We start from the raw sequence: 25,756 nt of genomic DNA, 5'->3' as shown, positions 1-25,756 counted from the left end.
TTGCACCGTCTTTCCCAGTCTCCCCATGCGAGGATACTGCGTATCCGGTATTAGCATTCGTTTCCGAATGTTATCCCGGTCTTGCAGGCAGGTTGCCTACGTGTTACTCACCCGTCCGCCGCTAACCCTCCCCGAAGGGAAGATCCGCTCGACTTGCATGTATTAGGCACGCCGCCAGCGTTCGTCCTGAGCCAGGATCAAACTCTCCATAAAAGCGGATTGGTTTGCGTGTACAACCGGAGGTTGGACATGCAGCATTCCGCAGAAAGGATGGCTTGTTAGCTCATCGCTGACTTACTCGTTAAAACCTTTTGACAGGTCGCTCATTGTTCAGTTTTCAAGGAACAAATGTTTTTTGCTTGTTCGCCCATGTCTCAGCGGCGACTTGATTAATATATCACAGGCTTTATAAACAATGCAAGGGGTTTGAAGAAAAAATTTATACACATGTGTATAGACCGAAATTAGCGGTAAATTCTCATGTTCAGCACATAGCGGGACAGTTCTTTCGGAGAGGCGATTCGGGCGAACATCCTGAAAATCACTCTGTAGCGTTTGGCAATAGCGGTCTTAATATCTCCGTCCAGCCGGGAATCGTTCAAATCGAGCAGCATTTCGTCAAGTTCTTTGCGTAGTACGTAGTCGAGCTCTTTGCATTCTTTGTCGTTGAACAGTATTCCGAGCATAACCGTCTGGCGGCCCCCTTTGCTTATTCGGCCAAACATCGGCCCACGGGTTAGCCGCTGCCGCCCTTCGTTACGAAGATTCGGCAAGCCGTCCCGTCAGAGAAGGGATTGCGGTGCGCTTTCCCTGATACCAAAAACAGCGTTCATCGCATGTCGCGATAAACGCCGCTTTAATGGTATGCACAGAAATTGGAAAATTTATTACTCCCCCAGCAACCAAACCGTTACCGTGCTTTCAATAACAGCCGCTACGATCAGCATCACGACGATTAAGACGATTACGGGAACGGTTCGCTGCAGGAATTGTTCGAACTGCCTCCCCCACCCGCTTGTCCGCTTAAAAACGGTCCCGACGCCCTGAAGCGTCAGTTTTCCGAACCGCAAGCCGTAGGCGCAGGCGATTACGATCGCGGCCAATTCGATGATCCCGTGCGGAAGCAAGCCTTTTACGACGACCGTAAACACCATGTCGCCGCCCCCCTGTTCCGCCGTCCGGTGGATCAGATAGCCGATCAGCATGCCGTTAATCGCGAGAAACACAATGGGCACGATGCCGAACAACGCTCCCAGATACATGACGAATATGGCTTTAATCGCGTTATTCAAAAAAATAAACCCCATGAAAAACAACGTGGGATGGCTGCTGGCGTCTATCGTTTGGGCGACGTTCTTCAACCCGCTCATTTGACTTTGCATAAAGCTGTCCAACCCGGGATTGGTGGCCCCGACAACCATGCCGGCGAGCAAAAACACCGTGCTGAAGGCAAGGTAATGGCGCATCGACTTCAAATGGCGAAAAATTTCCGCTGGAGCGAACATTCGGATTTCACCTCGATCGGGCTATTTTGGCGCTAGGACGAATAAGTTGAGGGTACGGGCATAGATTGTACTAATACAAGCCATTAAGAGAGGAGTGCCGATCCGCATATGAATATGTTTTACGTCATGAACGGTAAACGACTGAAACGATACTTCCTGATGACGATCGGAATTATTTTCGCGGCGGGGATCATCTACGCGGAGAAAGACAACATTACGGTCTTCGCGGAAGATCAACCGGCGGCGATTTACAGCGTTCCGACGGACAAAAAGGTGGTTGCCTTAACCTTCGACATCAGCTGGGGCGAGAAGCGCGCCGAACCGATTCTCGACGTGCTGCAGCAGAAAGGCGTCAAAAACGTCACGTTCTTCCTCTCTTCCCCGTGGACCCAGACGCATCCCGATATCGTGAAAAAAATCGTCGACGCCGGTTACGAAATCGGCAGCCACGGTCACAAGCACGGCAATTATAGCACGTACACCGATGAAGAAATCCGTACGCAAATCGAAACCGCTCAGACGATTTTGACCCAGGCGACCGGCAAAACGCCGACTCTGATCCGGCTGCCGAACGGCGATTTCGATAAGCGCGTCCTTCGCATCGCCGAGCAAATGAATTACAAGGTCATTCAATGGGATACCGACTCGCAGGACTGGATGAACATCGGAACGGATAAAATCGTGAACCGCGTCGTCTCGAAGGCGCATCCCGGCGATATTATTCTGATGCATGCCAGCGATTCCGTCAAACAAACGCATGAAGCCCTTCCCGCCATCATCGACCAGCTGCGCGCCAAAGGCTACGAGTTCGTGACGGTTTCGGAATTGATTTCGCAAACGGAGCTGCAAGGCAAGACGGTACAGGATAAAACCGCGATGTTCGAGCAGCTCGACGCTTCCGCGGAAGAATAAGCCCGGCTGGCGCTACGCGACCGGCTTCGCATTGGACGACGATGCGGAGCCGGTCGTTTGTTCTTTGCGCAGCAGACGGTGCAGCCATAGGATTTGGTAAGCGTTGCACACGAACATCGGAATGACCATGAAGGTCATCGCCGAGACGTTGCTTTGCAGCGCCTGCCAAGCCTCCAGCAGCGTGACGACGATCAGCAGGAACATCGTGGGGACAAACGCCGTATGATTGGTTTGCTTCGCCTTTATGTAGGCCACTCCCCAGGCAGCCAGCAAGAGCGCGAGCGGAAGCGCCCAAAAGATCCAACCGTTGCCCAGCTCGCCGCGGTTTTGGAACAGCATATAGCCGACGCCGCCAAGCGCGAACAATGACGTATATGCCTGCAGCGCGTTCCACAGGTACCCTTTGCGCAGTACGCCGAGCGCGATGTAATTAAGCGTCAGGTACGAAAAAAAGCCCATTTGGCTGAACACGCCGAATAGGAGTCCCACGAGCGCCATCGTCATCAGGTTGAATCCCGTCGCCTTTAAGCCGAGTATGCCAAAATCGGGGTCGACCACTTGCATGATGGTGCCGACAACGGCGGATACGACGCCCCCCACCACTGCCGTGCTCCAAAACAAGAAAAACCATTTGCGTAAGTTCACGATCATGTCTCCTAAAAGTTTTGTTAAATGCATGGTAATGCTTAACTCGCTAAAACAAAACTTGCTTCGGAAGCGTTACTTAAGTTTTTGCGAAGCATCTTGCGCGTGCCTCGAGAATAGCTTCCATGGCTAAGTAAAAACTTGCTTCGGAAAAATTGCTTGTTTTTGTTTAAAGCCTTATGATCCCAAATGCGTTTATTGAGCGCGGATGAAGGCATCGCCAAATTCAACCGCTTCCACTTATCGCGTGGTTCGAAGCCCGTATCGTGCCTGTACAACGCGTTTCAGAACGGACTACTGTTTCTTCGTGGAAGTCAGATCCGTTACATCCGCATGAATCCTCGCTTTTCAAGCCGCGGATGTTTGGTCTTTTCCATTTTACCATGTCCGCCGCAAAAAGCTACGCCGGGTCCATGATAATCCCTTGAACATTGTCGCATACTACACCCAAGACAATGTCGCAATTTCAGAAGGGAGATAAGGGACAACATGCGCAAGCGTATCCTGTTGGTGGGTGCCGCTATAATTATTTCCTCCATGCTTTCGAGCTGCGGTTCCGAGCCGTCGAGTGCATCGAGCGAACCGATGAGCTACAAAGACATGAAGTCGATGGTTATCGATATTTTGAAAACGGAAGACGCGCAAAAGGCGCTTCAAGAATCGGCTAGCTCCACCACCGGCAACACCGGTCTGGGGGCAAGGCTGCTCTCGGTTCAAGATCAGGAGCAGGTCCGTATGGCGGTCAAAGAAACGCTCGTTTCTCCGGATTACAATAAAGTCATCGAAAAGCTCATGACGGATCCGCGCTTTGCCGGCGAATTCGCGAAGGCGGTCAACAAGCAGAACAAACAGATCCATAAGGATCTGCTGAAGGACCCCAGCTACCAGCGCGACATGATTCAAGCGATGAAGACCCCGGAAATGGACAAAATGATTTTGGATGTGCTGCAAAGCACCCAATACCGCAAACAGGTCATGACGATCATGCAGGAATCGATGCAAAGTCCGCTGTACCGGCTCGAAATTCTCGACCTGCTCAAAAAGGCGGTCCAGGAAGAGCTTAAACCGAAGCCGGACGAGAAGGTTCAGAAACAGAAAGAAGGCGAAGGCGGCGACCAAGGCGATCAAGGCGGCGGTGGCGGCGACCAAGGCGATGGCGGTATGGGCGAGCAAGGCGGAGGTTGACGATTCGATCGAAGGTCGAAGCATCGATAGTCCGCCATCAATAAGGAAAGCCAACATCCTCACTCCGTGAGCGATGTTGGCTTTTTTCATGTCCATATCGTCAAGCTTCGCATTTGGCGATGACGCGATCGGCCACTTCCAAGTAGAGACGGCCCGTCGCGGTATCTTCCTTGTACACCGACGGCGAAAAATCCGGCTCCGAAATATGGTTGTCCGGCGCTCCGAGCGGTATTTGCGCAAGCAGTTCGGCATTCAGCGATTCCGCCAGCCTTGCCCCTCCCCCTCGGCCGAAGACGTAATCATGCTCGCCGTCTTTGTTGATGTAGTACGACATGTTCTCCACGACGCCGAGTATTTCATGCTCCGTCTTGATGGCCATGGCACCCGCGCGAGCCGCGACGAACGCGGCAGTCGCGTGCGGCGTGGTGACGATGATTTCTTTGCTCTGCGGAATCAGCTGGTGCACGTCCAAAGCGACATCGCCCGTGCCCGGCGGCAGGTCGAGCAGCAGGTAATCCAACTCGCCCCACTCGATCTCGGCAAAGAAGTTGCGCAGCATCTTGCCCAGCATCGGGCCGCGCCAAACGATCGGCGCGTTGTCCTCGACGAAAAAGCCCATGGACATGACGCGCACGCCGAATTTCTCGATGGGGATGACCCGCTCGTTCACGATTTGCGGGCGTTCCTCGATCCCCATCATGTCCGGTACGCTGAAGCCGTAAATGTCGGCGTCGATGATGCCGACCCTTTTGCCCCTGCGGGCCAAGGCGACCGCGAGGTTCACGGTCACCGTGGACTTGCCGACGCCGCCCTTGCCGCTGGCGACGGCAATGAACTGCACCCCGCTGCCTGCGGCGAGCAGCGGGTGCTCGAGCCCGGCCCCGTGACCGCGTACGGGGCCCTGGCCCTTCGGCGGCGCAGCCTCGCCCGCGCCGCCGGCAGCGCCCGCGACGGGCGCGGCGCCCTGCGCGCCCGCCGGAGCGGCTTCGCCGGACCGAAACCGGAAGTGCACGGTTTCGGCACCGGCGGCGACGAGCGCGTCGCGCAGCGCGGCTTCCAGCGCGCGCTCCGCGCTCGCAGCCCCTCCCAGGACCGTCATCGATACGTTCCGGTCCTTCACGACGACATCGCGGAAGGCAATGGCGCCTTCCGCGCTATAGGCGGCCGCCGCAGACTCGGCGGCCTTCAATGCTTCTTCGCGGGTAATCATGGTAGAATCGCTCCTCTTGTCCCTGGCTTACTGGCTCCATCCATTATAGCAAGACGGCCCCACCGTTCCAAGCGGAGTTAGCGGACGGCTTTGGCGCCTTCCGCGTCGCCGGCGGCGGCGCCCGGCGTTCCGGTGCCCCATTTTTCCCCCGCCGTAAACCGCAGCACGCCTTGATAAATCGACGCCGCGACCTGTTTCTGGTAGTTCGCGTCCGCCAGCCGCTGCGCTTCGCCGGGATTGGACAGAAATCCGACCTCCACCAGCGCGCTCGGCACCTTATCCATCGCTTTCAGCAGGTAGATCGAATTGACCGTGGCGGCCAAGCGCTCCGTGTTGCCGAGATTGCGGCGGATTTCGTCTTGAATGAGAGAGGCCAGTACCGCGTTCTCCGGCTGATTCGGGTAGAAGAACGTCTGCGCCCCCGACCACTTCGGCGAAGGAATGCTGTTCATGTGAATGCTGAGCAGCAGCGAGGCATGCTTGTCTTTCACGAATTGGGCGCGTTGGATGAGATCCTCCGTCTTGCGCTTGCTGATCTTGGCCGTGCCTTCATTCGCGAGATCGTAGTCCCCTTCCCGCGTCATAACGACGATGGCGCCGGCTTGCTGCAGAAAATCCCGGAGCTGCAGCGCGATCGCAAGGTTCAAATCCTTCTCCACCAGCCCTTGCTTGCTGACCGCCCCGCCGTCCACTCCGCCGTGCCCCGCATCGATCGCAATGACCTTGCCGGACAGCGGCAGCGTCCAGTACGTCCACGTCCGCGTGGCTGGCACCTCCTGCGTCAGCAAGACGATCGTTAGCAGCACCGCCGCAAGGCCAAGGCCGACCCGAACGGCCCCCCGGTACGAGATCCATACCACAAACCGATTTCGAACTCCGCGCATGCAAAAAGCCACCCCAATCTCCATCCGATGATTCGCGCAGGAGGCTGTCCTGCTTCTTTATCATCCTATGGGACGAGGCGGCTACTTATGCGGACATCCCGAGGGGAATTATACCGGCTGGCCGGACATGCCCTCGATCAAAATTTTGGCGACTTCCGGACGCGAGAACTCCGGCGGCGGGCACACGCCGTCACGCAGCAGCGCGCGGACCTTCGTGCCGGACAGCGTCAGATGATCTTCCTTGCCGTGCGGGCAAGTCTTGCTCGACGCCATGTTGCCGCACTTCGTGCAGAAGAAGCTGTGTTCGAAATACAGCGGCGTGATGCCGAGCTCTTCGAGCGGAAACGAACGGAGCAGCTCTTGCGCTTCATATGTGCCATAGTAGTCGCCGACGCCCGCGTGGTCGCGTCCGACGATGAAGTGCGTGCAGCCGTAGTTTTTGCGGACCATGGCGTGGAAAATCGCTTCGCGAGGCCCCGCATAGCGCATCGCGGCCGGGAAGACGCCCAGGAATGTGCGATCGGCCGGATAGTAGTTCTCCAGCAGCGCGATGTAGCTCTTCATGCGCACGTTCGCCGGTACGTCATCGGACTTGGTCTCGCCGACCAGCGGGTTTAGAAACAGCGCGTCTACGATTTCCATAGCGCATTTCTGAATGTACTCGTGCGCGCGGTGAACCGGGTTGCGCGTTTGGAAACCAACGACCGTGCGCCAGCCCTTCTCCGCGAAGATGCGGCGCGTCTCGGCCGGTTCGAAATAAAACTCGTTGAATTTCTCCGGCACCGGACGGTTCAGCACCGTGATGGAGCCGCCCACGTATGTGGAAGGACGCGCGAACAGCTTCGCGACACCCGGGTGAGCCAGGTCATCGGTCTTGAAGACGTTAACCGCTTCGTGCTTCTGATCCACGCCATAGATGCTCGCGATATCGATCGTGGCGTAGACGACGCCGTCTTCGCCGACAAGCGCGGCGCGCTGTCCGACGGAAAGCTCCGCTGCTTTCGCCTCTTCGACGGCCAGCGTGATCGGAATGCTCCATACCGTGCCGTTTGCCAGGCGCATGCGTTCTACGACCGAGCGGTAATCTTCCTCGTTCATAAAGCCCGTCAGCGGGGAGAACGCCCCGACCCCGATGAGATCCAGGTCGGAAATGGTCCACGTATTGACGATAATGCTGGAAAGCGATGCCGCTTCGGAAAGCAAAGTTTCGCGTTCGGCTCCGGTTGCGATTCGGTTGACGAGTACGCCGCCATGCGGGTTGATGCTGGTCATGGTATGCAAGTGCCTCCTAAGATTTATTCGGGTACCGGGTGTTTCCGGATAGGCGCCGGTTTATTTATGCAATCCGCATTCCGTCTTCTCTTGGCCTGCCCAACGTCCGGCACGCGGATCTTCGCCCGGCATGACCTGGCGCGTGCAGTACTCGCAGCCGATGCTCGGATAGTTGTTGTCGTGCAGCGGGTTGTAGTACACGTTGTTCTCGCGGATGTAGTTCCACACGTCCTCGGACGTCCAGTCCGCGATCGGATTGAATTTGACCAGTCCGAATTTCGTATCGTATTCGATTTTCTTCGCGTTGGCGCGCGTCGGCGCTTGGTCGCGGCGGATGCCTGTAATCCAAGCTTCGTACTTGGACAGGATTTGCGTCAGCGGTTGAACTTTGCGAATATTGCAGCATTCGTTCGCGCTCGTCTTCCACAGCTCTTCGCCGAATTGAGCCGCTTGTTCTTCCGGCGTGATGGCCGGTTTGACCTGTACGAATTCAAGACCGTAAATTTCGGCCATTTTATCGCGGGTTTCGTAGGTCTCTTTAAAATGGAAATCCGTATCGAGGTAGAAAATGTCCGTTTTCGGACTGATTTTTTGCAGCATATCCACCAGAACGACATCTTCCGCGCCGAAACTGCAGGCGAACGTAAGGTTCGGGAACGTCTCGACCGCGAATTTCAAAATGTCTTGGGGCGTCGCGGTTTCCAGCTCAACTTCCTTTTGCTTGATCAACGCTTCTTTTTCGAAAAGGTTCATGGATGAGTCCCTCCGTTATGCGAATTCCAAGTAATTTTATCTACATTAGATTATACGTCCACTAGGCATAATGTTCAATGTCCGAATTACGCCATTTTCATGAAAAAATGCCTCCCCTGTAGAGCAGGGAAGGCATTTTGATGAAATGATTAACGTTTCGAGAATTGTGGCGCGCGACGAGCGGCTTTCAAGCCGTATTTCTTCCGTTCCTTCATACGCGGGTCACGCGTCAGGAAACCTGCACGCTTCAGCGCCGGACGGAACTCCGGATCTGCTTTCAACAGCGCGCGGGAGATCCCGTGACGGATCGCGCCGGCTTGACCGGAGATGCCGCCGCCGTTAGCGATGACGATGATGTCGTATTTGCTTGCCGTTTCAGTCAGCGCAAGCGGTTGTTTGACGATCAGCTTCAGCGTTTCCAGACCGAAGTAATCATTCAGATCACGTTTGTTGATAATGATTCGTCCTTCACCCGGCACGAGACGTACACGTGCTACGGAGTGTTTACGACGACCGGTTCCATAGTATTGAACTTGTGCCATGAAACTGTCCTCCCTCTATTTACCCGCGAAGTTCGTAAACTTCTGGATTTTGTGCTTGATGTGGGTGTTCTGCGCCGGCGTACACTTTCAGCTTCAGCTTCATTTTGTCGCCCAGACGGTTCTTCGGCAGCATGCCGTGGATTGCTTGCTCCAGCACTTGCTCCGGTTTGTTCTTAATCATGTCTTGCGCAGGAGTCACTTTCAAGCCGCCTGCATACAAGGAGTGGCGGTAGTACATTTTGTTTTGCAGTTTTTTGCCGGTCAGGTGAATTTTCTCGGCATTGATGATCACGACGAAATCGCCCGTGTCCACATGCGGAGTAAATTGCGGTTTGTGTTTGCCGCGGATGATGCTAGCGGCTTCGCTCGCCAGACGACCAAGCGTTTTGCCTTCTGCGTCGATGACGTACCATTTGCGTTCAACTTCATTTGGCTTAGCCATATAGGTAGTGCGCATGGAAGATCCTCCCTCTTCATTTCAAACCATCATTTGTTCATGTATCACGTTTCAAGACCGTTTTACCGGTTTCAATTCCTTAGGTTAGCACTGCGTTTGCGGCCATTCTTAGCCGGGGCTGTGGGAGAGCCACTAAGAAAGCACAAGTTATATTCTACTACAATGGCCTAGCAAGTGCAAGCTATTTCTTGGTTGGAGACGGCGTCCAGCCGTGGAAAATTTTCAATCGTCGTACTGAACCTCCCACAGCATTAACCCATGCGCCATCGCCGTCGGCCCTGCGGCCGATCTTTCCTTTGCCTCCAGGATCCGCTTGACGTCTTTGGCGGTCAGTTTGCCTTCGCCGACCCACATTAACGTTCCGACGACGATCCGGACCATGTTGTACAAGAATCCATCCCCGGTCAGGAAAATATCCAGCTTCCCTTCGCTTGCCTCGATCCGCGCATCCAGGATGGTCCGTACATGCGAAGACTTCGCCGATCTCGTCGAGGCGAACGAAGTGAAGTCGTGCTTCCCCTTCAGATGCGCGATCGCGCGCCGCATCTCTTCGAGCCGCAGCGGCAGCGGAACATGCAACCGATAGCGCCGTTCGAACACGTCGCCGAACTTGGTCGTATCGATGCCGTAGCGATACGTTTTCCGTTTGGCGTGGTATGAGGCGTGAAAGTTAAGCGGCACTTCTTCCGCCTGCAGCACGACGATGTCGTCCGGCAGCCTGGAGTTCAGGGCAAGCGCCCAACGCTCGACCGGGATGGGGGAGGCGGTTTCGAAATTGATCACCTGCCCGCGGGCATGCACGCCCGCATCCGTCCGTCCGGAAGCCGTAATGGTGGCTTCCTCGCCCGTCAGGACGCGTATCGCCTCTTCCAACACATCCTGTACGGTATTGCCTTTCGGCTGCGTTTGGAAGCCGTAATACGTCGATCCGTCATAGCTGATCGTCATTCGAATATTGCGCATGTCATCCCCTCCCCAGCGCCGAACGTCCCTCGCGGGCAACAAAAAAAGGTGGCCGCAAGGTCCACCCTTCGTTTGCTACGCGCGATCTACCAGTTCCAAGTAAACCATTGGCGCCGCGTCACCGCGACGAGGACCCAGCTTCATAATGCGCGTATATCCGCCCGGACGTTCCGAGTAACGGGTAGCAAGCTCGGAGAACAATTTTTGGATTGCATCCTGCTCACCTGCTGCAACGGACTCGCGACGCACGAAAGCTGCCACTTGGCGACGTGCGTGCAGATCGCCGCGTTTCGCCAGCGTGATCAGCTTCTCCGCGATCGGACGAAGCTCTTTCGCTTTCGCCTCCGTCGTTTGGATACGCTCATACAAGAACAAGTCGGTGACGAGATCGCGGAACAGTGCTTTCCGGGAGCTAGCGTCACGGCTCAGTTTGGAATATGCCATCGAAATTCCCCTCCTTAAAACAGTCTGACGACCTTAGTCTGTGCTGCGTTCTATTCCTCCATGCGAAGGCCAAGACCGAGTTCTTCCAGCTTCTCCTGAACTTCTTCCAAAGACTTGCGTCCGAGGTTACGGACTTTCATCATGTCTTCTTCCGTTTTCGTGATCAGCTCTTGAACGGTATTGATTCCCGCACGTTTCAGACAGTTATAAGAACGTACCGAGAGATCGAGCTCTTCGATCGTCATCTCGAGTACTTTCTCTTTTTTGTCTTCTTCTTTTTCCACCATGATCTCGGCATCTTTCGCTTCGTCGGTCAGACCGACGAACAGGTCGAGATGCTCCGTCAAAATTTTGGCGCCGAGGCTAACCGCCTCTTCCGGACGAATGCTTCCGTCGGTCCAAACTTCAAGTGTGAGTTTGTCGTAGTTCGTCACTTGACCAACCCGAGTGTTCTCAACCGTGTAGTTAACACGGGTAATCGGTGTGTAGATCGAATCCACGGGGATCACGCCGATCGGCTGATCTTCCCGTTTGTTGCGATCTGCTTGCACATAACCGCGTCCGCGATTCGCAAATACCCGCATATGGAGCCGTGCACCGGAGGCCAGCGTCGCGATATGAAGATCTGGGCTTAAAATCTCGACATCGCTGTCTGCGCGAATATCGCCAGCCGTAACGTTGCCTTCACCCTCCGCGTCAATCTCCAAGACCTTCTCTTCGTCGGAATGAATCTTCAGCGAAAGGCCTTTGAGGTTCAGGATGATTTCCGTCACGTCTTCCATCACACCTGGAACCGTAGAGAACTCGTGAAGTACGCCGTCGATCTGAACGGAAGTTACGGCTGCGCCGGGTAGCGACGACAGCAGGATTCTCCGAAGGGAATTCCCGAGCGTCGCACCATACCCGCGTTCCAGCGGTTCAACAACGAAACGTCCGTATGTGCCATCCTCGTTCAACTCTACGGATTCGATTTTCGGCTTTTCGATCTCAATCACTAATAGTACCCTCCCTCAAAACGTCGCTCCGTTACCATTATCGCGTATGCAGTCAAATCATGTAGTATGGCAAACCTTCACAACCATTATTCACAAGTTGCAGTAATTTGATACCACAAAGTTTGGAAACTATACGCGACGACGTTTAGGCGGGCGGCATCCGTTATGCGGAACCGGCGTTACGTCTTTAATGAGGTTGACTTCCAGACCTGCTGCTTGCAGCGAGCGGATCGCTGCTTCGCGGCCTGCGCCTGGGCCTTTAACCATAACTTCGACCGTCTTCATGCCGTGTTCCATTGCGGCTTTCGCTGCGGACTCGGCAGCCATTTGCGCTGCGTAAGGCGTGCTCTTACGGGAACCTTTGAAGCCGAGGTTACCCGAGCTTGCCCAAGAAATCGCGTTGCCGTGCGGATCGGTAATCGTTACGATCGTGTTGTTGAACGTCGAGCGGATGTGCGCGACGCCGGAGTCGATGTTTTTACGGTCACGGCGTTTTGTACGAACCACTTTCTTTGGTTTTGCCATTTCGGTTATCCCCCCTTATTATTTCTTCTTGTTCGCTACGGTCCGACGCGGACCTTTACGCGTACGAGCATTGGTTTTCGTCCGTTGACCGCGAACCGGCAGGCCGCGGCGGTGACGCACGCCACGATAGCATCCGATCTCGATCAGTCGTTTGATGTTAAGGGAAATTTCACGGCGCAGGTCGCCCTCCACCTTAACGCTCTTGTCGATCGTTTCGCGCAGCTTGCTGACTTCGTCCTCCGTCAGATCACGAACACGGGTATTTTCGCTAATACCGGTCGTGCTCAGGATTTTATTGGCGGTCGTTCTGCCAATACCGAAGATGTACGTCAGCGCGATGACGACGCGTTTATCACGCGGTAAGTCTACACCAGCAATACGTGCCATCTACAGATATCCCTCCTTTATCCTTGTTTTTGTTTGTGTTTCGGATTTTCGCAAATAACCATGACATTCCCTTTGCGGCGAATGACTTTGCACTTTTCGCAAATCGGCTTGACCGAAGGTCTAACCTTCATTGTGATTACCTCCCGATATCTTTCGTGGGCAGGCGCCGAAGCCCCTACTTCCGATAGGTAATGCGTCCTCTGGACAAATCGTAAGGCGATAGCTGGATCACGACTTTATCTCCGGTCAGAATGCGGATGAAGTGCATTCTGAGCTTACCCGATACGTGGGCGAGAATTTGGTGTCCGTTCTCCAGTTCAACCCTGAACATGGCGTTAGGTAGTGGTTCGATGACCGTACCTTCGACTTCAATGACGTCTTCTTTGGCCATAGTCATTCTCCTTTCCCTTGCACTGCCTTCTGTATGGCGAAACGCAACTTCGCATTTGTAACACGGCCGGTTTCCCGCATGCTGTCAACCACTTCGTGACTGACGACCGGCTGCATCTCGAGATGCAGAATGTTCTTCTTTTTCGATTGATCGAAGCGACGTTTGTCTCCGTCGGCTACAAGTACGAGACGTTCGTCCAGCACCTGGACGATCACGGCGTATGAGCCTTCGTCTTTTCCCCGCAGCACCTTAACGACTCGGCCAATCTCCGGCTTATTCTCCAAGCGCTCTCAACCTGCCTGCTCCCCGGTTCGGGTTAAAATTTCACAGCCATCCGCCGTTACAGCCACCGTATGCTCGAAGTGAGCGCACCATGATTGATCTTCGGTAACGACTGTCCAATTGTCCGCCAGTGTGCGCACGTACCGTTCGCCGATGTTGACCATCGGCTCGATCGCCAGCACCATGCCCGGTCTCAGGCGCGGTCCGCGGCCCGGTAAACCGTAATTCGGGATCTGCGGGTCTTCATGGAGCTCGGTCCCGATCCCATGACCGCAATATTCGCGAACGACGGAGAAGCCGGCAGTTTCGATAACTTGTTGAATCGCATGCGAGATGGTAAACAAGCGTTCATCCGGTTTCACGAGTGCGAGTCCCGCATAGAGCGACCGTTCTGTAATGTCGAGCAGCCGCTGGGCCTCTTCACTAATTCGGCCGACGCCGTAGGTCCACGCCGAATCGCCGTGATACCCTTTATACTGCGCTCCGATATCGATGCTGATGATGTCGCCATCGTTCAGCTTGCGCGACCCCGGGATGCCGTGTACCAGCTCATTGTTCACAGAAGCGCAAATGCTGGCAGGAAACTGATTGTACCCTTTAAAAGAAGGTGAAGCGTCCTGGCTCCGAATGTACGTTTCAGCGATTTCGTCCAATTCCTTGGTCGTCACGCCCGGACGTATCGCTTCCTTCAGCAAGCGATGCGTATCCGCTACAATTCGTCCAGCTTCTCTCATATATTGCAATTCCGCTTCGGACTTGCATACGATCATTCCGCAGTTCCCCGCAAGCAATTTACGATGTCCGCCGTGACTTCGTCGATTTCCTTCTCGCCGTCCACTTCGCGCAAAACGCCTTTGCTTGCATAGTAATCAAGCAGGGGAGCCGTTTTGGAGATGTATTCGTCGAGACGCGTGCCTACCTTCGCTTCCGTATCGTCTGACCGCTGATACAGCTCGCCGCCGCATTTATCGCAGACGCCTTCCTGCTTCGGCGGGTTGAACATGACATGGTACGTGGAGCCGCAGGTTTTGCAAATGCGACGACCGGTCAGACGCGCAAGCAGCAGACCGCGATCAACCTTCAAGTTCACGACGTGATCGATGCTGCGTCCCATTTCAGCCAGCATTCCGTCCAGTGCTTCTGCTTGCTGCAGCGTGCGCGGAAAACCGTCGAGCAGGAAGCCTTCCTTGCAATCCTCGAGCTGCAGGCGTTCGCGAACGATGCCGTTCGTGATTTCGTCCGGAACCAAGAGACCTTGATCCACGAACTGCTTCGCCTTCTGACCGAGGGGCGTGCCTTGCTTCATTGCCAAACGAAAAGCATCGCCGGTCGAGATGTGCGGAATCTTGAACGTGTCGACGATCCGCTCGGCCTGCGTGCCTTTTCCGGCTCCTGGAGGGCCCATGAATAAAATGTTCATTAGCGTGTTCCTCGCTTTAAACATAATAGGCTCGGCCGGGTTCCGTCACCGTGCAAGATGCTCGGAATCCCGCTTGCGAACCTAGTGTTATTTATTGATAAACCCTTTGTAGTGGCGCTTGATCAGCTGCGTCTCGATTTGCTTCATCGTATCCAGCGCGACGCCGATGACGATCAAGAGCGAGGTACCGCCCAGTTTCACGTCACGAGGCAAATCCGCGAGCGTACCGAAGAACACCGGCAGGATCGAGATGAGCGACAGGAAAATCGCTCCGCTGAGCGTGATCCGAGACATGACGCGCGTAATGTAAGACGAAGTCGGCTTGCCTGGGCGAACGCCCGGAATGTAACCGCCGTTCTTCTTCATTTGATCGGCCATCTGCACCGGATTGATTTGCACGAACGTGTAGAAGAATGTGAACGCAATGATCAAGATAACGTACAACACCATGCCGAGCGGCTTGTCGTAGTACATATGCGTCTGAATCCATTGCGCCCAAGGACGCGTCGACCAGAAGTTCGCGATCGTAACCGGGAACATCAGCAGCGATACCGCGAAGATGACCGGGATAACGCCTGCTCCGTTTACTTTCAGCGGAATGTGGGTCGATTGTCCGCCGTACATTTTCCGTCCAACGACGCGCTTGGCGTATTGAACCGGAATTTTGCGAATTCCCTGTTGGACGAAGATAACGCCCACGATGATCGCCGCGACCGCAATTACGATTGCGACTACTTTGACGATCGCCAGGAAAAGCGCGTCGCCCGCGTCTACAAACTCTTGCGAGTAGATGGAGCGGACGTGTGCCGGAAGTCTGGCTACGATACCGGCAAAGATCAGGACGGAAATCCCGTTGCCGATCCCTCTCTCCGTGATCTGCTCACCGAGCCACATGAGGAAGGCCGTTCCCGCCGTCAGGATGATCGCGATCATGATGTAATCCGTAACGGTTGCGCCAGGAATCATATCGTACTGATACTGCCGGTTAAAGCCGATTGCGGTACCGAAGCCTTGGACCAAGCCAAGCACGATCGTACCGTAACGGGTGATTTGCGCCAGTTTGCGTTTGCCGTTCTCGCCTTCCTTCGCCCATTCGGCGAATTTCGGAATGACGTCCATGGACAGCAATTGTACGATGATCGAGGAGGTGATGTACGGCATGATCCCGATCGCGAAGATCGAGAACTGGAACAACGCCCCGCCCGAGAACGTATTAAGCAAACCGAACAATTCGGAACCGGCCTGGTCCGTTTGGGTGAAAACATCCTTATTGACGCCCGGTACCGGAATGAAGGAACCGATGCGGTAAACCAACAAGATGAACAGCGTGAACAAGATCCGCTTGCGGAGATCTTCCACTTTCCAAATGTTAGACACGGTCTTAAACATTAGATCACCTCGGTTTTACCACCGGCAGCTTGGATTTTCTCTACCGCAGATTGAGAGAACTTGTTTGCTTTCACCGTGAGTTGAACCGTGATGTCGCCGTTACCCAGCACTTTGATGCCGCTTTGTGGGTTTTTGACGATACCTTGCTCCATCAGCAATTCCGGCGTTACTTCCGTGCCTGCTGCGAAGCTGTTCAACTCATCGATGTTCACAATCGCATACTCTTTACGGAACGGGTTGTTGAAGCCGCGTTTAGGCAAACGACGGTACAATGGGTTCTGACCGCCCTCGAAACCAGGACGAACGCCGCCGCCGGAACGAGCATTTTGACCTTTGTGACCGCGACCCGCAGTTTTACCGTTGCCGCTGCCGATACCGCGTCCAACGCGAAATCCCTCTTTACGGGAACCCGGAGCTGGTTTGAGATCATGCAATTTCATCGGATCGTTGCACCTCCTTAAGTTTTGCATTGCTTCCGAAGCGCTCATGCGCCCGGAGAGCCTTTCGTGTATTGCGTGCCCTGAGGGGCTTAATTACGCATGTACTTCTTCAACCTTAACCAAGTGGCTGACACTATTGACCATGCCGCGGATTGCCGGGCTGTCGTTATGGACAACCGATTGACGAATCTTGCGAAGACCAAGCGTAGCAACAGTCGCACGCTGCTTCTCGTTACGTCCGATCAGGCTGCGAACGAGGGTGATTTGCAATTTTGCCATCGTATTCTCCTCCTTAGCCCAAAAGCTCTTTTACGGTTTTGCCACGAAGCTTAGCAACGTCTTCGGCACGTTTCAGACGGGACAGTCCTTCCAGTGTCGCGTTGACCATGTTCATGGAGTTCGAGGAACCGAGCGATTTGGTCAGAATGTCGCCCACGCCTGCAAGCTCGAGCACCGCGCGGACAGGGCCGCCAGCGATAACTCCGGTACCTTCGGAAGCTGGTTTCAAGAGAACGCGGCCAGCGCCGAAGTGACCAAGAACTTGGTGTGGAATGGTCGTTTTCACGAGTGGTACGTGGATCAGGTTTTTCTTCGCGTCTTCGATACCTTTGCGAATCGCATCAGGTACTTCGCCCGCTTTACCGATCCCTGCGCCAACGTATCCTTTACCGTCGCCTACGACTACCAGCGCGCTGAAGCTGAAACGGCGTCCGCCCTTTACTACTTTCGCAACGCGGTTGATTTGAACTACCTTCTCGGTGAGTTCCAACGAGTTTGGATCAATACGCAAGTCGATTTACCTCCTTCATAAGAATCTTGATTAAAATTCAAGGCCTGCTTCGCGAGCTGCATCGGCCAATGCTTGAATTCTGCCGTGGTACAGGTATCCGCCCCGGTCAAATACAATTGTCTCTACGCCTTTCGCTTTCGCGCGAACCGCGATCAGTTCGCCGATTTTGCGAGCCGCTTCGATGTTGCCGCCGTTCGTTACTTGACCTGCGAGCTCTTTGTCGAGCGTCGAAGCCGCTGCTACCGTTACGCCTTGAACATCGTCGATCAGTTGAGCGTAGATGTGTTTGGAGGAACGGAATACGGACAGGCGCGGACGCTGCGTCGTACCGTTGACTTTCTTACGAACGCGAAGGTGACGCTTCAGACGCGATTTGTTTTTATCGCCTTTTGTAATCATTCGTCGTACACTCCTTTCTGCTGTCTCTAAGCTATTCGGTCAAGCAGCCCTAAGCGGCTGCTTATTTTTTCTTACCGGCTTTACCTTCTTTGCGAAGGATGCGCTCGCCTTCGTACTTGATGCCTTTGCCTTTATACGGCTCTGGCTCGCGCACGGAGCGGATTTTTGCCGCGGTTGCGCCGACGAGTTCTTTGTCGATGCCTTTAACGATGATTTTCGTGTTGGACGGAACTTCGAATTCGATTCCGTTCTCAGGCACGATTTCAACCGGATGCGAGTAACCGACGTTGAGTACGATCTTCTCGCCAGTTTTGTTTGCACGGTAACCAACGCCTACGAGCTCGAGGTTCTTTGCGAAACCTTCGGTCACGCCGCTAACCATGTTAGCGATGACGCTGCGAGTTGTGCCGTGCAGGGAACGATGCAATTTATTGTCGGAAGGACGTTCGATGGTGATAACGCTGTCCGCTACTACCACTTTCATGTCCTTGTGGAGTTCGCGGCTCAGTGTGCCTTTCGGTCCTTTAACGGTGATGAAGCTGTTGTCCAAGTCGATGTTTACGCCACCTGGAACTTGGATCGGTTTACGGCCAATACGAGACATTGTTACACCTCCAATCGTTGTGACGGTTAATTACCAAACGTAGCAGACGACTTCGCCGCCGGATTTCTGTTGGCGAGCTTCTTTATCGGTCATAACGCCTTTCGACGTGGAAATGATCGCCATTCCCAAGCCGCCAAGAACGCGAGGCACTTCCGTGCTCTTCGTGTAAACGCGCAGACCCGGTTTGCTGATGCGTTTCAGCCCCGTGATTACACGCTCTTGGTTCGGGCCGTACTTCAAGAAGATACGGATAATCCCTTGTTTGTTGTCTTCGATATACTCGGCATCACGAATGAAGCCCTCGCGTTTCAGAATTTCAGCGATTTGCTTCTTTACCTTCGAAGCAGGCATTTCGACTGTCTCGTGACGCACAACGTTTGCGTTACGGATGCGAGTAAGCATATCTGCGATCGGATCAGACATAACCATTGTGTAAACCTCCTTCCCGAACTAGGCTGATTACCAGCTTGCTTTTTTAACGCCAGGAATCTGGCCTTTGTATGCTAATTCACGGAAACAAATCCGGCAAATTTTGAACTTTTGCAAAACGGAATGCGGACGGCCGCAACGTTCGCAGCGTGTGTAAGCCTGCACTTTGAATTTAGGAGCACGTTGCTGCTTAACCTTCATCGAAGTTTTTGCCACTTGGTATTACACCTCCTGTGGATTACTTCGTAAACGGCATGCCCAGTTGGGTCAGCAGTTCACGAGCTTCTTCGTCCGATTTTGCCGTCGTGACGATGACGACGTCCATACCGCGTACTTTATCTACTTTATCGTACTCGATCTCCGGGAAGATCAGCTGCTCTTTCAAGCCGAGCGTGTAGTTACCACGACCGTCGAACGCTTTGTTCGATACGCCGCGGAAGTCGCGTACGCGTGGGAGAGTGACATTGAACAGTTTATCCAGGAAGTAGTACATGCGCTCGCCGCGCAGCGTTACTTTTACCCCGATCGGCATGTTCTCGCGAAGTTTGAAACCGGCAATCGATTTCTTCGAGCGCGTAACAACCGGTTTTTGACCCGAGATCAGACGCATGTCTTCAACCGCTGCATCCAGTACTTTGGAGTTGGAGACGGCTTCGCCGACACCCATGTTGATGACGACTTTTTCGATCTTCGGTACTTGCATTACCGTCGAATAGCTAAACTTCTGCATCAGAGCAGGAGTGATTTCATTCAAGAAACGGTCTTTCATTCTTGCTGCCATGTAACGTGGACCTCCTTTCCGTATCGGTCGATTAGTCGATTACTTCGCCGGATTTTTTCGCGATCCGGACTTTTTTGCCGTTATCAAGCACTTTGTAGCCGATCCGCGTTACTTTTCCGCTCTTCGGATCGATGTGCATGACGTTGGACACGTGAATCGGCGCTTCTTGCTCGATGATGCCGCCTTGCGGGTTCGCTTGGGAAGGGCGCGAATGCTTCTTCACCATGTTGACACCTTCGATAAGTACGCGGTTTTGGCGCGGATACGCGGCGATGACGCGGCCTTTCTTGCCTTTGTCCTTGCCCGTAATGACCATTACCGTGTCGTCTTTCTTCACGTGCAATTTATTGTTGTGGGATTCCAACACTTTTTTCAACCGTGGCATGAGTTACACCTCCTGCGTGCTTGCGCCGAATGCGCAAAGTCTTTATTAGATAACTTCCGGAGCAAGCGATACGATCTTCATGAAGTCGCGGTCGCGAAGTTCGCGAGCAACTGGTCCGAAGATACGCGTGCCGCGCGGGCTCTTGTCTTCTTTCACGATTACGGCTGCATTCTCGTCGAATGCGATGTAGGAACCGTCTTTACGGCGAACGGCGCGCTTCGTACGTACGATTACCGCTTTGACTACGTCACCCTTTTTGACAACGCCACCGGGTGTTGCTTGTTTGACGGAGCAAACGATCAGATCACCGATATGGCCCACGCGACGTCCCGTGCCGCCCAGTACGCGGATGCACATCAGTTCTTTCGCGCCGGAATTGTCAGCAACGGCCAAGCGTGTAAATGGTTGAATCATTTCAACGTCCTCCTTTCGGAAAAATGCTTAATAACTCATTTTTACAGAATCACAGCAGCTTCAACGATTTCGACCAGGCGGAACCGTTTGTCTTTCGATAACGGGCGAGTTTCCATGACTTTGACGATATCGCCGATTTTCGCTTGGTTGTTCTCGTCATGAGCCTTGAATTTCTTCGTGTACTTGATCCGTTTGTGGTACAGGTCGTGTTTCTTGTACGTTTCGATCGCAACAACGATCGTTTTGTCCATTTTGTCGCTCACGACTTTACCGATTTGAACTTTGCGGGCATTACGTTCGCTCATGTTCATCCTCCTTCCACGCATTCGTTATTCGTCACGGACGATCGCAGCTTAGCCGCTGATTCCGAGTTCTCTTTCACGAAGAACGGTTTTGGCACGAGCTATGTCCTTGCGCACGTCGCGGATACGAGTTGGGTTTTCCAATTGACCGGTAGCCAATTGAAAACGAAGGTTGAATAGCTCTTCTTTGAAGCCAGCGACTTTCTGTTCGAGTTCAACAGAGGTAAGGTTGCGGAATTCATTAGCTTTCATTTGCTTCACCACCCACTTCTTCGCGTTTCACGAACTTCGTTTTAACAGGCAGTTTATGTGCGGCAAGGCGCATTGCTTCACGTGCGATTTCTTCCGAAACGCCGGCAAGTTCGAACATGATTTTACCTGGTTTTACGACTGCAACCCACTTCTCGACGTTACCTTTACCGCTACCCATCCGGACTTCGAGAGGTTTTTGCGTGATCGGCTTATCAGGGAAAATCTTGATCCATACTTTACCGCCACGTTTGATGTAACGTGTCATCGCGATACGCGCTGCTTCGATTTGACGGTTCGTCACCCACGAAGGCTCAAGCGCTTGGAGGCCGTATTCGCCGAATGCGACTTCAGCGCCGCCTTTCGCGCGACCTTTCATGTGACCGCGTTGTTGCTTACGGTGTTTGACGCGTTTTGGGACCAACATGATTAGTTGCCTCCTTCCTGTGGAGCTTTCTTCTTCGTCGGAAGGATTTCGCCGCGATAGATCCATACTTTTACGCCGATACGGCCGTAAGTCGTATGAGCTTCCGCTGTTCCGTAGTCAATGTCTGCACGCAGCGTATGAAGAGGAACCGTACCTTCGCTGTAGCCTTCCTGACGAGCGATCTCGGCGCCGCCCAAACGTCCGCTAACGGATGTTTTGATGCCTTTCGCGCCAGCGCGGATCGTGCGTTGGATGGATTGTTTCATAGCGCGGCGGAACGAGATCCGACGCTCGAGTTGTTGCGCGATGCTTTCCGCTACGAGAACGGCATCCAGTTCCGGATTTTTGATCTCGGAAATGTTGATGTGGACTTTTTTGCCTTTGGCGATTTTGGACAGCTCGGAACGCAGGTTTTCGACCTCGGAACCGCCTTTGCCAATAACCATACCAGGCTTAGCCGTATGAATCGTAACGTTGACGCGGTTTGCTGCGCGTTCGATTTCGAACTTGGAAACAGCCGCATCCTTCAATTTGTTCTTGAGGTGCTCACGGATTTTGACGTCTTCCATAAGCAGATCGCCGAAGTCTTTGCCGGCGTACCATTTGGATTCCCAATCGCGGATAACGCCGATACGCAGACCGACCGGATTTACTTTTTGTCCCACACGTTGTCCCTCCTTATTTTTCGGATACCACCAAAGTGATGTGGCTGGTTCTCTTGTTAATCCGGCTAGCGCGGCCCATGGCGCGCGGACGGAAACGTTTCATGGTTGGACCTTGGTTAACGAACACTTGCGAAATCACAAGTTTGTTCACGTCCAGTTGGAAGTTGTGCTCTGCGTTGGCGATAGCAGAGTTCAGCAGCTTCTCGACGATTGGGGAAGCCGATTTCGGCGTGTGTCGCAGAATTGCGATCGCTTCGCCGACTTGCTTGCCGCGAATCAAGTCCACCACCAGCTGCGCTTTGCGAGGAGCAATGCGGACATGGTTAGCGAATGCTTTTGCTTCTGGCATGGATGAACCTCCTCTCGATCATAACTTCATGCAAATCCATCGATTAACGACGGCCCGTTTTCTTGTCGTCGTTGCCGTGGCCTTTATACGAACGCGTCGGCGCGAACTCGCCGAGTTTGTGGCCGACCATATCTTCCGTTACGTACACCGGCACGTGTTTCTTGCCGTCGTAAACAGCGAACGTGTGACCGATGAATTGCGGGAAAATCGTCGAACGGCGCGACCAAGTCTTAACGACCGTCTTTTTGTTCGATTCATTCAGAACTTCAACTTTCTTCAGCAGGTAGCCGTCGATGAACGGCCCCTTTTTCAAACTGCGACCCATGGATGATCCTCCCTTCACGCTGGCGTTACGCGACGCTGCGCGTCACGCGGATGACGCCAAGGCGCCTATTATTTCGTACGGCGACGTACGATGTATTGGCTGGAAGCTTTTTTCTTCTTGCGCGTTTTGAAGCCAAGCGTCGGCTTGCCCCATGGAGACATTGGCGATTTGCGACCGATTGGAGCGCGGCCTTCGCCACCGCCGTGCGGGTGATCGTTCGGGTTCATGACGACGCCGCGAACTTCTGGACGCTTGCCCATCCAACGGGAACGGCCGGCTTTACCGATTTTCACGAGTTCGTGATCTTCGTTGCCTACGGAGCCGATCGTTGCACGGCAAGTTTTCAGAATACGACGAACTTCGCCGGACGTCAAGCGAATCGTTACGTACTGTTCTTCTTTACCAAGCAGTTGAGCTTCCGTACCCGCAGCGCGAACCAATTGTCCGCCTTTGCCAGGTTTCAGCTCGATGTTGTGGATAACCGTACCGACCGGAATGTTCTCGAGCGGCAGTGCGTTGCCGATCTTGATGTCCGCTTGCGGACCGGATACGATTTTGTCTCCGACTTTCAGGCCTTTCGGAGCGATGATGTAGGCTTTCTCTCCATCCACGTAGTGGATCAGCGCGATGTTGGACGTACGGTTCGGATCGTATTCGATCGACGCGACGTTGCCCGCAATACCGTCCTTGTTACGCTTGAAGTCGATAATCCGGTATTTGCGTTTATGGCCGCCACCGTGATGGCGAACCGTAATTTTGCCTTGGTTGTTACGGCCGGCTTTTTTGAAAAGCGGCGCAAGAAGCGATTTCTCCGGGGTGCTTGTCGTAATCTCTTCGAACGTCGAGACCGACATGGCACGGCGCGCAGGAGAAGTCGGTTTATACTTCTTAACTGGCACTTCGATTCCCTCCTTAACCGATATCTCGTTTAATTCGCGTTAGCCCTACGGCCCGAACGCGGATTAAACACTTTCGAAGAATTCAAGTTCGTTGCTGTCAGCGCTCAGTTGAACGATCGCTTTTTTCCACTCGGACGTATACCCGCTGTGGCGTCCGTAACGCTTCGGTTTCGCCGGCATGCGCAGCGTGTTCACGCTCGTTACTTTGACTTTGAAGATCTCTTGGATCGCGAGCTTGATTTCCGTCTTGTTGGCACGGAGATCAACTTCGAATACATAGCGTTTGTTCGCCATGAAGTCGCTCGTTTGTTCCGTAATGATCGGGCGCTTGATAATATCGCGTGGATTTTTCATTACGCAAGCACCTCCTGTACTTTTTCGACCGCTTCCTTCGTGATGATCAGCTGGTCGTATTTCACGACGTCCAGAACATTGATGCCATCGGCTGCAACGAACTTCACGTTCGGAAGATTGCGGGCGGAGAGCGCAACGTTATCTTCGTAGTTCGCCGTAACGACCAGTGCTTTGCGAGCCACTTTCAGGTTGTTCAATACTGCGGCGAATTCCTTCGTCTTCGGCTGCGCGAACGCCAGTTGATCCAAGACGATGATTTCGTTGTCGATCACTTTGGAAGACAGGGCGGATTTAATAGCCAAGCGACGAACTTTTTTAGGAAGTTTGAAGCTGTAGCTGCGCGGAGTCGGTCCGAATACCGTACCGCCGCCTACCCATTGCGGAGCGCGGATGGAGCCTTGACGCGCGCGTCCCGTGCCTTTTTGTTTCCAAGGTTTGCGACCGCCGCCGCGTACTTCGGAGCGGCCTTTCGTTTTGTGCGTGCCTCTGCGTTCAGCGGCTTGCTGAAGCAATACGGCGCTGTGAACGACGTGAACGTTCGGTTCGATACCGAATACCGCTTCGGACAATTCGATCTCGCCGACTTGCGAACCGTTCACGCTGTAAAGTGCTACTTTCGGCATTTCATGTTCCTCCTTTCTTTAGCGATTATTTCTTCACCGTAGTTTTAACTTTTACGAAGCTGTTTTTGGCGCCTGGTACGGAGCCTTTAACCAGCAGTACATTACGCTCAACGTCGACGCGCACGATTTCAAGGTTTTGAATCGTAACCGTTTCGCCGCCCATGTGACCAGGCAAGTGCTTGCCTTTCGGTACGCGGTTCGCTTGGATGGAGCCCATCGAACCAGGACCGCGGTGGTAACGCGAGCCGTGCGCCATCGGTCCGCGGCTTTGGTTCCAACGTTTGATCGTACCCGTGAAACCTTTACCTTTAGACGTCGCCGTTACGTCAACGAATTCGCCAGCCGCGAAGAGGTCAGCCTTGATTTCCTGGCCAACTTCATATTCCCCGTCGTTTACGCCGCGGAATTCACGAATGTAGCGCTTAGGAGCCGTGTTGGCTTTTTTAGCGTGGCCGGTTTCCGGCTTGTTCGCTCTGTTTTCTTTCTTGTCGGAGAAACCGACTTGGATGGATACGTACCCATCGTTTTCTTGGTCTTTCTTCTGCAAAACAACACAAGGACCTGCTTCGATAACCGTTACGGGAACTACGTTACCGTCTGCAGTAAAGACTTGCGTCATCCCAAGTTTTTTACCTAAGATACCCTTCATGTTGACACCTCATTTCCCTTCCACATTGAGATCTTACAGCTTGATTTCGATATCTACACCGGATGGCAGGTCAAGACGCATGAGCGCATCAACCGTTTGCGGCGTTGGGTTCACAATGTCGATCAAACGCTTGTGTGTGCGCATTTCGAATTGTTCACGAGAATCCTTGTACTTGTGCACGGCACGCAGAATGGTGATGATTTGCTTCTCGGTTGGAAGCGGAATCGGCCCAGACACGCCTGCACCGGAACGTTTCGCAGTTTCAACAATCTTCTCTGCGGACTGATCCAGAATTCTGTGATCGTATGCTTTCAAGCGAATACGAATCTTTTGCTTAGCCATTATAAGTCCCTCCTTCTATCGCCCAATTTAGTATCGGACATACTCCGCGAGAAAACCCGACATGCCCCTCATGGCAAAGGAGCCGTGTGTGTCGGCAACCTCTCACATCATCGCAACGTCACAGACCAACTTCACTATTATACCTAAGCCCGTAGGCAAATGCAACAAA

General features: G+C 53.7%; 43 protein-coding genes and 1 rRNA gene. 2 read left to right on the top strand and 42 right to left on the bottom strand.

The window, feature by feature from the left end; all coding sequences use genetic code 11:
* The 3 genes from I8J29_RS25640 to I8J29_RS25630 form a co-directional block, all read right to left on the bottom strand.
* Window positions 1-213 (bottom strand): 16S ribosomal RNA (locus I8J29_RS25640); the annotation flags it as partial.
* A 251-nt stretch (window positions 214-464) separates the two neighbouring features.
* Entirely contained in the window at window positions 465-686 is a 222-nt protein-coding gene (locus I8J29_RS25635) for a hypothetical protein (protein WP_090649171.1), read from the bottom strand.
* Between the two features lie 201 nt (window positions 687-887).
* Entirely contained in the window at window positions 888-1,505 is a 618-nt protein-coding gene (locus I8J29_RS25630) for a stage II sporulation protein M (protein ID WP_208850227.1), read from the bottom strand.
* Window positions 1,506-1,613: 108 nt separating this feature from the next.
* Between I8J29_RS25630 and pdaB the strand changes: the two genes are divergently transcribed.
* Entirely contained in the window at window positions 1,614-2,417 is an 804-nt protein-coding gene (gene pdaB / locus I8J29_RS25625; RefSeq protein ID WP_208850226.1) for a polysaccharide deacetylase family sporulation protein PdaB, read from the top strand.
* A 12-nt stretch (window positions 2,418-2,429) separates the two neighbouring features.
* Here the strand turns inward: pdaB and I8J29_RS25620 are convergent, their stop codons facing one another.
* On the bottom strand, window positions 2,430-3,062 hold the full coding sequence (locus I8J29_RS25620) for a KinB-signaling pathway activation protein (RefSeq protein WP_208850225.1): 633 nt from the start codon (window positions 3,060-3,062) through the stop codon (window positions 2,430-2,432).
* A 489-nt stretch (window positions 3,063-3,551) separates the two neighbouring features.
* On the opposite strand from I8J29_RS25620, the gene gerD reads away from it, so the two are divergent.
* Window positions 3,552-4,247, top strand: coding sequence for a spore germination lipoprotein GerD (gene gerD / locus I8J29_RS25615; protein WP_208850224.1), 696 nt, complete (start codon window positions 3,552-3,554; stop codon window positions 4,245-4,247).
* Between the two features lie 100 nt (window positions 4,248-4,347).
* On the opposite strand, the gene I8J29_RS25610 is transcribed toward gerD, so the two are convergent.
* From I8J29_RS25610 to rpsJ, 38 genes are all read right to left on the bottom strand, one after another.
* Window positions 4,348-5,457: a P-loop NTPase gene (locus I8J29_RS25610; RefSeq protein ID WP_208850223.1), complete on the bottom strand. Its 1,110-nt coding sequence runs from the start codon at window positions 5,455-5,457 to the stop codon at window positions 4,348-4,350.
* 77 nt (window positions 5,458-5,534) lie between these two features.
* On the bottom strand, window positions 5,535-6,341 hold the full coding sequence (cwlD, locus tag I8J29_RS25605) for an N-acetylmuramoyl-L-alanine amidase CwlD (RefSeq protein ID WP_208850222.1): 807 nt from the start codon (window positions 6,339-6,341) through the stop codon (window positions 5,535-5,537).
* A gap of 108 nt (window positions 6,342-6,449) precedes the next feature.
* Window positions 6,450-7,613, bottom strand: a complete 1,164-nt coding sequence (sat, locus tag I8J29_RS25600) for a sulfate adenylyltransferase (RefSeq protein WP_208850221.1) — start codon at window positions 7,611-7,613, stop codon at window positions 6,450-6,452.
* Window positions 7,614-7,673: 60 nt separating this feature from the next.
* On the bottom strand, window positions 7,674-8,366 hold the full coding sequence (locus I8J29_RS25595) for a phosphoadenylyl-sulfate reductase (protein WP_208850220.1): 693 nt from the start codon (window positions 8,364-8,366) through the stop codon (window positions 7,674-7,676).
* A 149-nt stretch (window positions 8,367-8,515) separates the two neighbouring features.
* Complete coding sequence (gene rpsI / locus I8J29_RS25590; RefSeq protein ID WP_090649146.1) at window positions 8,516-8,908, bottom strand: 30S ribosomal protein S9; 393 nt, start codon at window positions 8,906-8,908, stop codon at window positions 8,516-8,518.
* A 19-nt stretch (window positions 8,909-8,927) separates the two neighbouring features.
* Window positions 8,928-9,365 (bottom strand): 50S ribosomal protein L13, encoded by a 438-nt coding sequence (rplM, locus tag I8J29_RS25585; protein ID WP_208850219.1) that lies wholly within the window; start codon window positions 9,363-9,365, stop codon window positions 8,928-8,930.
* 222 nt (window positions 9,366-9,587) lie between these two features.
* On the bottom strand, window positions 9,588-10,328 hold the full coding sequence (gene truA, locus I8J29_RS25580; RefSeq protein ID WP_208850218.1) for a tRNA pseudouridine(38-40) synthase TruA: 741 nt from the start codon (window positions 10,326-10,328) through the stop codon (window positions 9,588-9,590).
* 75 nt (window positions 10,329-10,403) lie between these two features.
* Window positions 10,404-10,772 carry a 50S ribosomal protein L17 gene (rplQ, locus tag I8J29_RS25575; protein WP_090649137.1) on the bottom strand — a complete coding sequence of 123 codons (369 nt, stop codon included), beginning with the start codon at window positions 10,770-10,772 and terminating at the stop codon, window positions 10,404-10,406.
* 50 nt (window positions 10,773-10,822) lie between these two features.
* The gene (locus I8J29_RS25570; protein ID WP_090649134.1) at window positions 10,823-11,767 is read right to left on the bottom strand and encodes a DNA-directed RNA polymerase subunit alpha; all 945 of its coding nucleotides are present in this window, start codon (window positions 11,765-11,767) and stop codon (window positions 10,823-10,825) included.
* 129 nt (window positions 11,768-11,896) lie between these two features.
* Window positions 11,897-12,292: a 30S ribosomal protein S11 gene (gene rpsK / locus I8J29_RS25565; protein ID WP_090649131.1), complete on the bottom strand. Its 396-nt coding sequence runs from the start codon at window positions 12,290-12,292 to the stop codon at window positions 11,897-11,899.
* Between the two features lie 18 nt (window positions 12,293-12,310).
* On the bottom strand, window positions 12,311-12,679 hold the full coding sequence (gene rpsM / locus I8J29_RS25560) for a 30S ribosomal protein S13 (RefSeq protein WP_090649129.1): 369 nt from the start codon (window positions 12,677-12,679) through the stop codon (window positions 12,311-12,313).
* A 17-nt stretch (window positions 12,680-12,696) separates the two neighbouring features.
* Window positions 12,697-12,810, bottom strand: a complete 114-nt coding sequence (rpmJ, locus tag I8J29_RS25555; protein ID WP_003333770.1) for a 50S ribosomal protein L36 — start codon at window positions 12,808-12,810, stop codon at window positions 12,697-12,699.
* Between the two features lie 44 nt (window positions 12,811-12,854).
* A complete protein-coding gene (gene infA, locus I8J29_RS25550) occupies window positions 12,855-13,070 on the bottom strand; it encodes a translation initiation factor IF-1 (RefSeq protein WP_048743586.1) in 216 nt (71 codons plus the stop codon).
* Between the two features lie 2 nt (window positions 13,071-13,072).
* Complete coding sequence (locus I8J29_RS25545) at window positions 13,073-13,354, bottom strand: KOW domain-containing RNA-binding protein (protein ID WP_090649126.1); 282 nt, start codon at window positions 13,352-13,354, stop codon at window positions 13,073-13,075.
* A 6-nt stretch (window positions 13,355-13,360) separates the two neighbouring features.
* Window positions 13,361-14,122, bottom strand: coding sequence for a type I methionyl aminopeptidase (gene map, locus I8J29_RS25540; RefSeq protein ID WP_208850217.1), 762 nt, complete (start codon window positions 14,120-14,122; stop codon window positions 13,361-13,363).
* A complete protein-coding gene (locus I8J29_RS25535; protein WP_208850216.1) occupies window positions 14,119-14,772 on the bottom strand; it encodes an adenylate kinase in 654 nt (217 codons plus the stop codon). Before I8J29_RS25535 ends, map begins: the two co-directional genes overlap by 4 nt.
* 87 nt (window positions 14,773-14,859) lie before the next feature.
* Window positions 14,860-16,161 (bottom strand): preprotein translocase subunit SecY, encoded by a 1,302-nt coding sequence (secY, locus tag I8J29_RS25530; RefSeq protein WP_208850215.1) that lies wholly within the window; start codon window positions 16,159-16,161, stop codon window positions 14,860-14,862.
* Window positions 16,161-16,601, bottom strand: a complete 441-nt coding sequence (gene rplO / locus I8J29_RS25525; RefSeq protein ID WP_090649114.1) for a 50S ribosomal protein L15 — start codon at window positions 16,599-16,601, stop codon at window positions 16,161-16,163. Before rplO ends, secY begins: the two co-directional genes overlap by 1 nt.
* Before the next feature lie 93 nt (window positions 16,602-16,694).
* On the bottom strand, window positions 16,695-16,880 hold the full coding sequence (rpmD, locus tag I8J29_RS25520; RefSeq protein WP_208850214.1) for a 50S ribosomal protein L30: 186 nt from the start codon (window positions 16,878-16,880) through the stop codon (window positions 16,695-16,697).
* Window positions 16,881-16,893: 13 nt separating this feature from the next.
* Window positions 16,894-17,391 carry a 30S ribosomal protein S5 gene (gene rpsE, locus I8J29_RS25515; RefSeq protein WP_090649107.1) on the bottom strand — a complete coding sequence of 166 codons (498 nt, stop codon included), beginning with the start codon at window positions 17,389-17,391 and terminating at the stop codon, window positions 16,894-16,896.
* Between the two features lie 30 nt (window positions 17,392-17,421).
* Window positions 17,422-17,790 (bottom strand): 50S ribosomal protein L18, encoded by a 369-nt coding sequence (gene rplR, locus I8J29_RS25510; RefSeq protein ID WP_208850213.1) that lies wholly within the window; start codon window positions 17,788-17,790, stop codon window positions 17,422-17,424.
* A gap of 61 nt (window positions 17,791-17,851) precedes the next feature.
* Complete coding sequence (gene rplF, locus I8J29_RS25505; RefSeq protein ID WP_090649102.1) at window positions 17,852-18,394, bottom strand: 50S ribosomal protein L6; 543 nt, start codon at window positions 18,392-18,394, stop codon at window positions 17,852-17,854.
* A gap of 30 nt (window positions 18,395-18,424) precedes the next feature.
* On the bottom strand, window positions 18,425-18,823 hold the full coding sequence (gene rpsH / locus I8J29_RS25500) for a 30S ribosomal protein S8 (RefSeq protein ID WP_090649099.1): 399 nt from the start codon (window positions 18,821-18,823) through the stop codon (window positions 18,425-18,427).
* A 30-nt stretch (window positions 18,824-18,853) separates the two neighbouring features.
* Window positions 18,854-19,039: a type Z 30S ribosomal protein S14 gene (locus I8J29_RS25495; protein ID WP_090583249.1), complete on the bottom strand. Its 186-nt coding sequence runs from the start codon at window positions 19,037-19,039 to the stop codon at window positions 18,854-18,856.
* A gap of 22 nt (window positions 19,040-19,061) precedes the next feature.
* Window positions 19,062-19,604: a 50S ribosomal protein L5 gene (gene rplE / locus I8J29_RS25490; protein ID WP_090649096.1), complete on the bottom strand. Its 543-nt coding sequence runs from the start codon at window positions 19,602-19,604 to the stop codon at window positions 19,062-19,064.
* Between the two features lie 31 nt (window positions 19,605-19,635).
* The gene (gene rplX / locus I8J29_RS25485; protein ID WP_090649093.1) at window positions 19,636-19,989 is read right to left on the bottom strand and encodes a 50S ribosomal protein L24; all 354 of its coding nucleotides are present in this window, start codon (window positions 19,987-19,989) and stop codon (window positions 19,636-19,638) included.
* 45 nt (window positions 19,990-20,034) lie between these two features.
* Window positions 20,035-20,403: a 50S ribosomal protein L14 gene (rplN, locus tag I8J29_RS25480; RefSeq protein ID WP_090583243.1), complete on the bottom strand. Its 369-nt coding sequence runs from the start codon at window positions 20,401-20,403 to the stop codon at window positions 20,035-20,037.
* A 41-nt stretch (window positions 20,404-20,444) separates the two neighbouring features.
* On the bottom strand, window positions 20,445-20,708 hold the full coding sequence (gene rpsQ / locus I8J29_RS25475) for a 30S ribosomal protein S17 (RefSeq protein ID WP_090649090.1): 264 nt from the start codon (window positions 20,706-20,708) through the stop codon (window positions 20,445-20,447).
* A 48-nt stretch (window positions 20,709-20,756) separates the two neighbouring features.
* On the bottom strand, window positions 20,757-20,957 hold the full coding sequence (rpmC, locus tag I8J29_RS25470) for a 50S ribosomal protein L29 (protein WP_090649087.1): 201 nt from the start codon (window positions 20,955-20,957) through the stop codon (window positions 20,757-20,759).
* Window positions 20,947-21,381, bottom strand: a complete 435-nt coding sequence (gene rplP, locus I8J29_RS25465; RefSeq protein ID WP_090649084.1) for a 50S ribosomal protein L16 — start codon at window positions 21,379-21,381, stop codon at window positions 20,947-20,949. Before rplP ends, rpmC begins: the two co-directional genes overlap by 11 nt.
* A 2-nt stretch (window positions 21,382-21,383) precedes the next feature.
* Window positions 21,384-22,046, bottom strand: a complete 663-nt coding sequence (rpsC, locus tag I8J29_RS25460; RefSeq protein ID WP_162359819.1) for a 30S ribosomal protein S3 — start codon at window positions 22,044-22,046, stop codon at window positions 21,384-21,386.
* A gap of 13 nt (window positions 22,047-22,059) precedes the next feature.
* Window positions 22,060-22,395 carry a 50S ribosomal protein L22 gene (gene rplV / locus I8J29_RS25455; RefSeq protein WP_090649078.1) on the bottom strand — a complete coding sequence of 112 codons (336 nt, stop codon included), beginning with the start codon at window positions 22,393-22,395 and terminating at the stop codon, window positions 22,060-22,062.
* 43 nt (window positions 22,396-22,438) lie between these two features.
* On the bottom strand, window positions 22,439-22,720 hold the full coding sequence (rpsS, locus tag I8J29_RS25450; protein ID WP_090649075.1) for a 30S ribosomal protein S19: 282 nt from the start codon (window positions 22,718-22,720) through the stop codon (window positions 22,439-22,441).
* Window positions 22,721-22,788: 68 nt separating this feature from the next.
* Complete coding sequence (gene rplB / locus I8J29_RS25445; protein ID WP_208850212.1) at window positions 22,789-23,619, bottom strand: 50S ribosomal protein L2; 831 nt, start codon at window positions 23,617-23,619, stop codon at window positions 22,789-22,791.
* 63 nt (window positions 23,620-23,682) lie between these two features.
* A complete protein-coding gene (rplW, locus tag I8J29_RS25440; protein ID WP_090649070.1) occupies window positions 23,683-23,973 on the bottom strand; it encodes a 50S ribosomal protein L23 in 291 nt (96 codons plus the stop codon).
* Complete coding sequence (rplD, locus tag I8J29_RS25435) at window positions 23,973-24,596, bottom strand: 50S ribosomal protein L4 (RefSeq protein WP_090649068.1); 624 nt, start codon at window positions 24,594-24,596, stop codon at window positions 23,973-23,975. The genes rplW and rplD overlap by 1 nt, the downstream gene beginning before the upstream one ends.
* A 25-nt stretch (window positions 24,597-24,621) precedes the next feature.
* Window positions 24,622-25,245 carry a 50S ribosomal protein L3 gene (rplC, locus tag I8J29_RS25430; protein ID WP_090649066.1) on the bottom strand — a complete coding sequence of 208 codons (624 nt, stop codon included), beginning with the start codon at window positions 25,243-25,245 and terminating at the stop codon, window positions 24,622-24,624.
* 33 nt (window positions 25,246-25,278) lie between these two features.
* Complete coding sequence (gene rpsJ / locus I8J29_RS25425) at window positions 25,279-25,587, bottom strand: 30S ribosomal protein S10 (RefSeq protein ID WP_005544556.1); 309 nt, start codon at window positions 25,585-25,587, stop codon at window positions 25,279-25,281.
* Between the last annotated feature and the right edge of the window lie 169 nt (window positions 25,588-25,756).

It is taken from the genome of Paenibacillus artemisiicola (assembly GCF_017652985.1).
Classification (GTDB): Bacteria; Bacillota; Bacilli; order Paenibacillales; family Paenibacillaceae; genus Paenibacillus_Z; species Paenibacillus_Z artemisiicola.
This window is presented reverse-complemented; position numbering and strand designations above follow the sequence as displayed.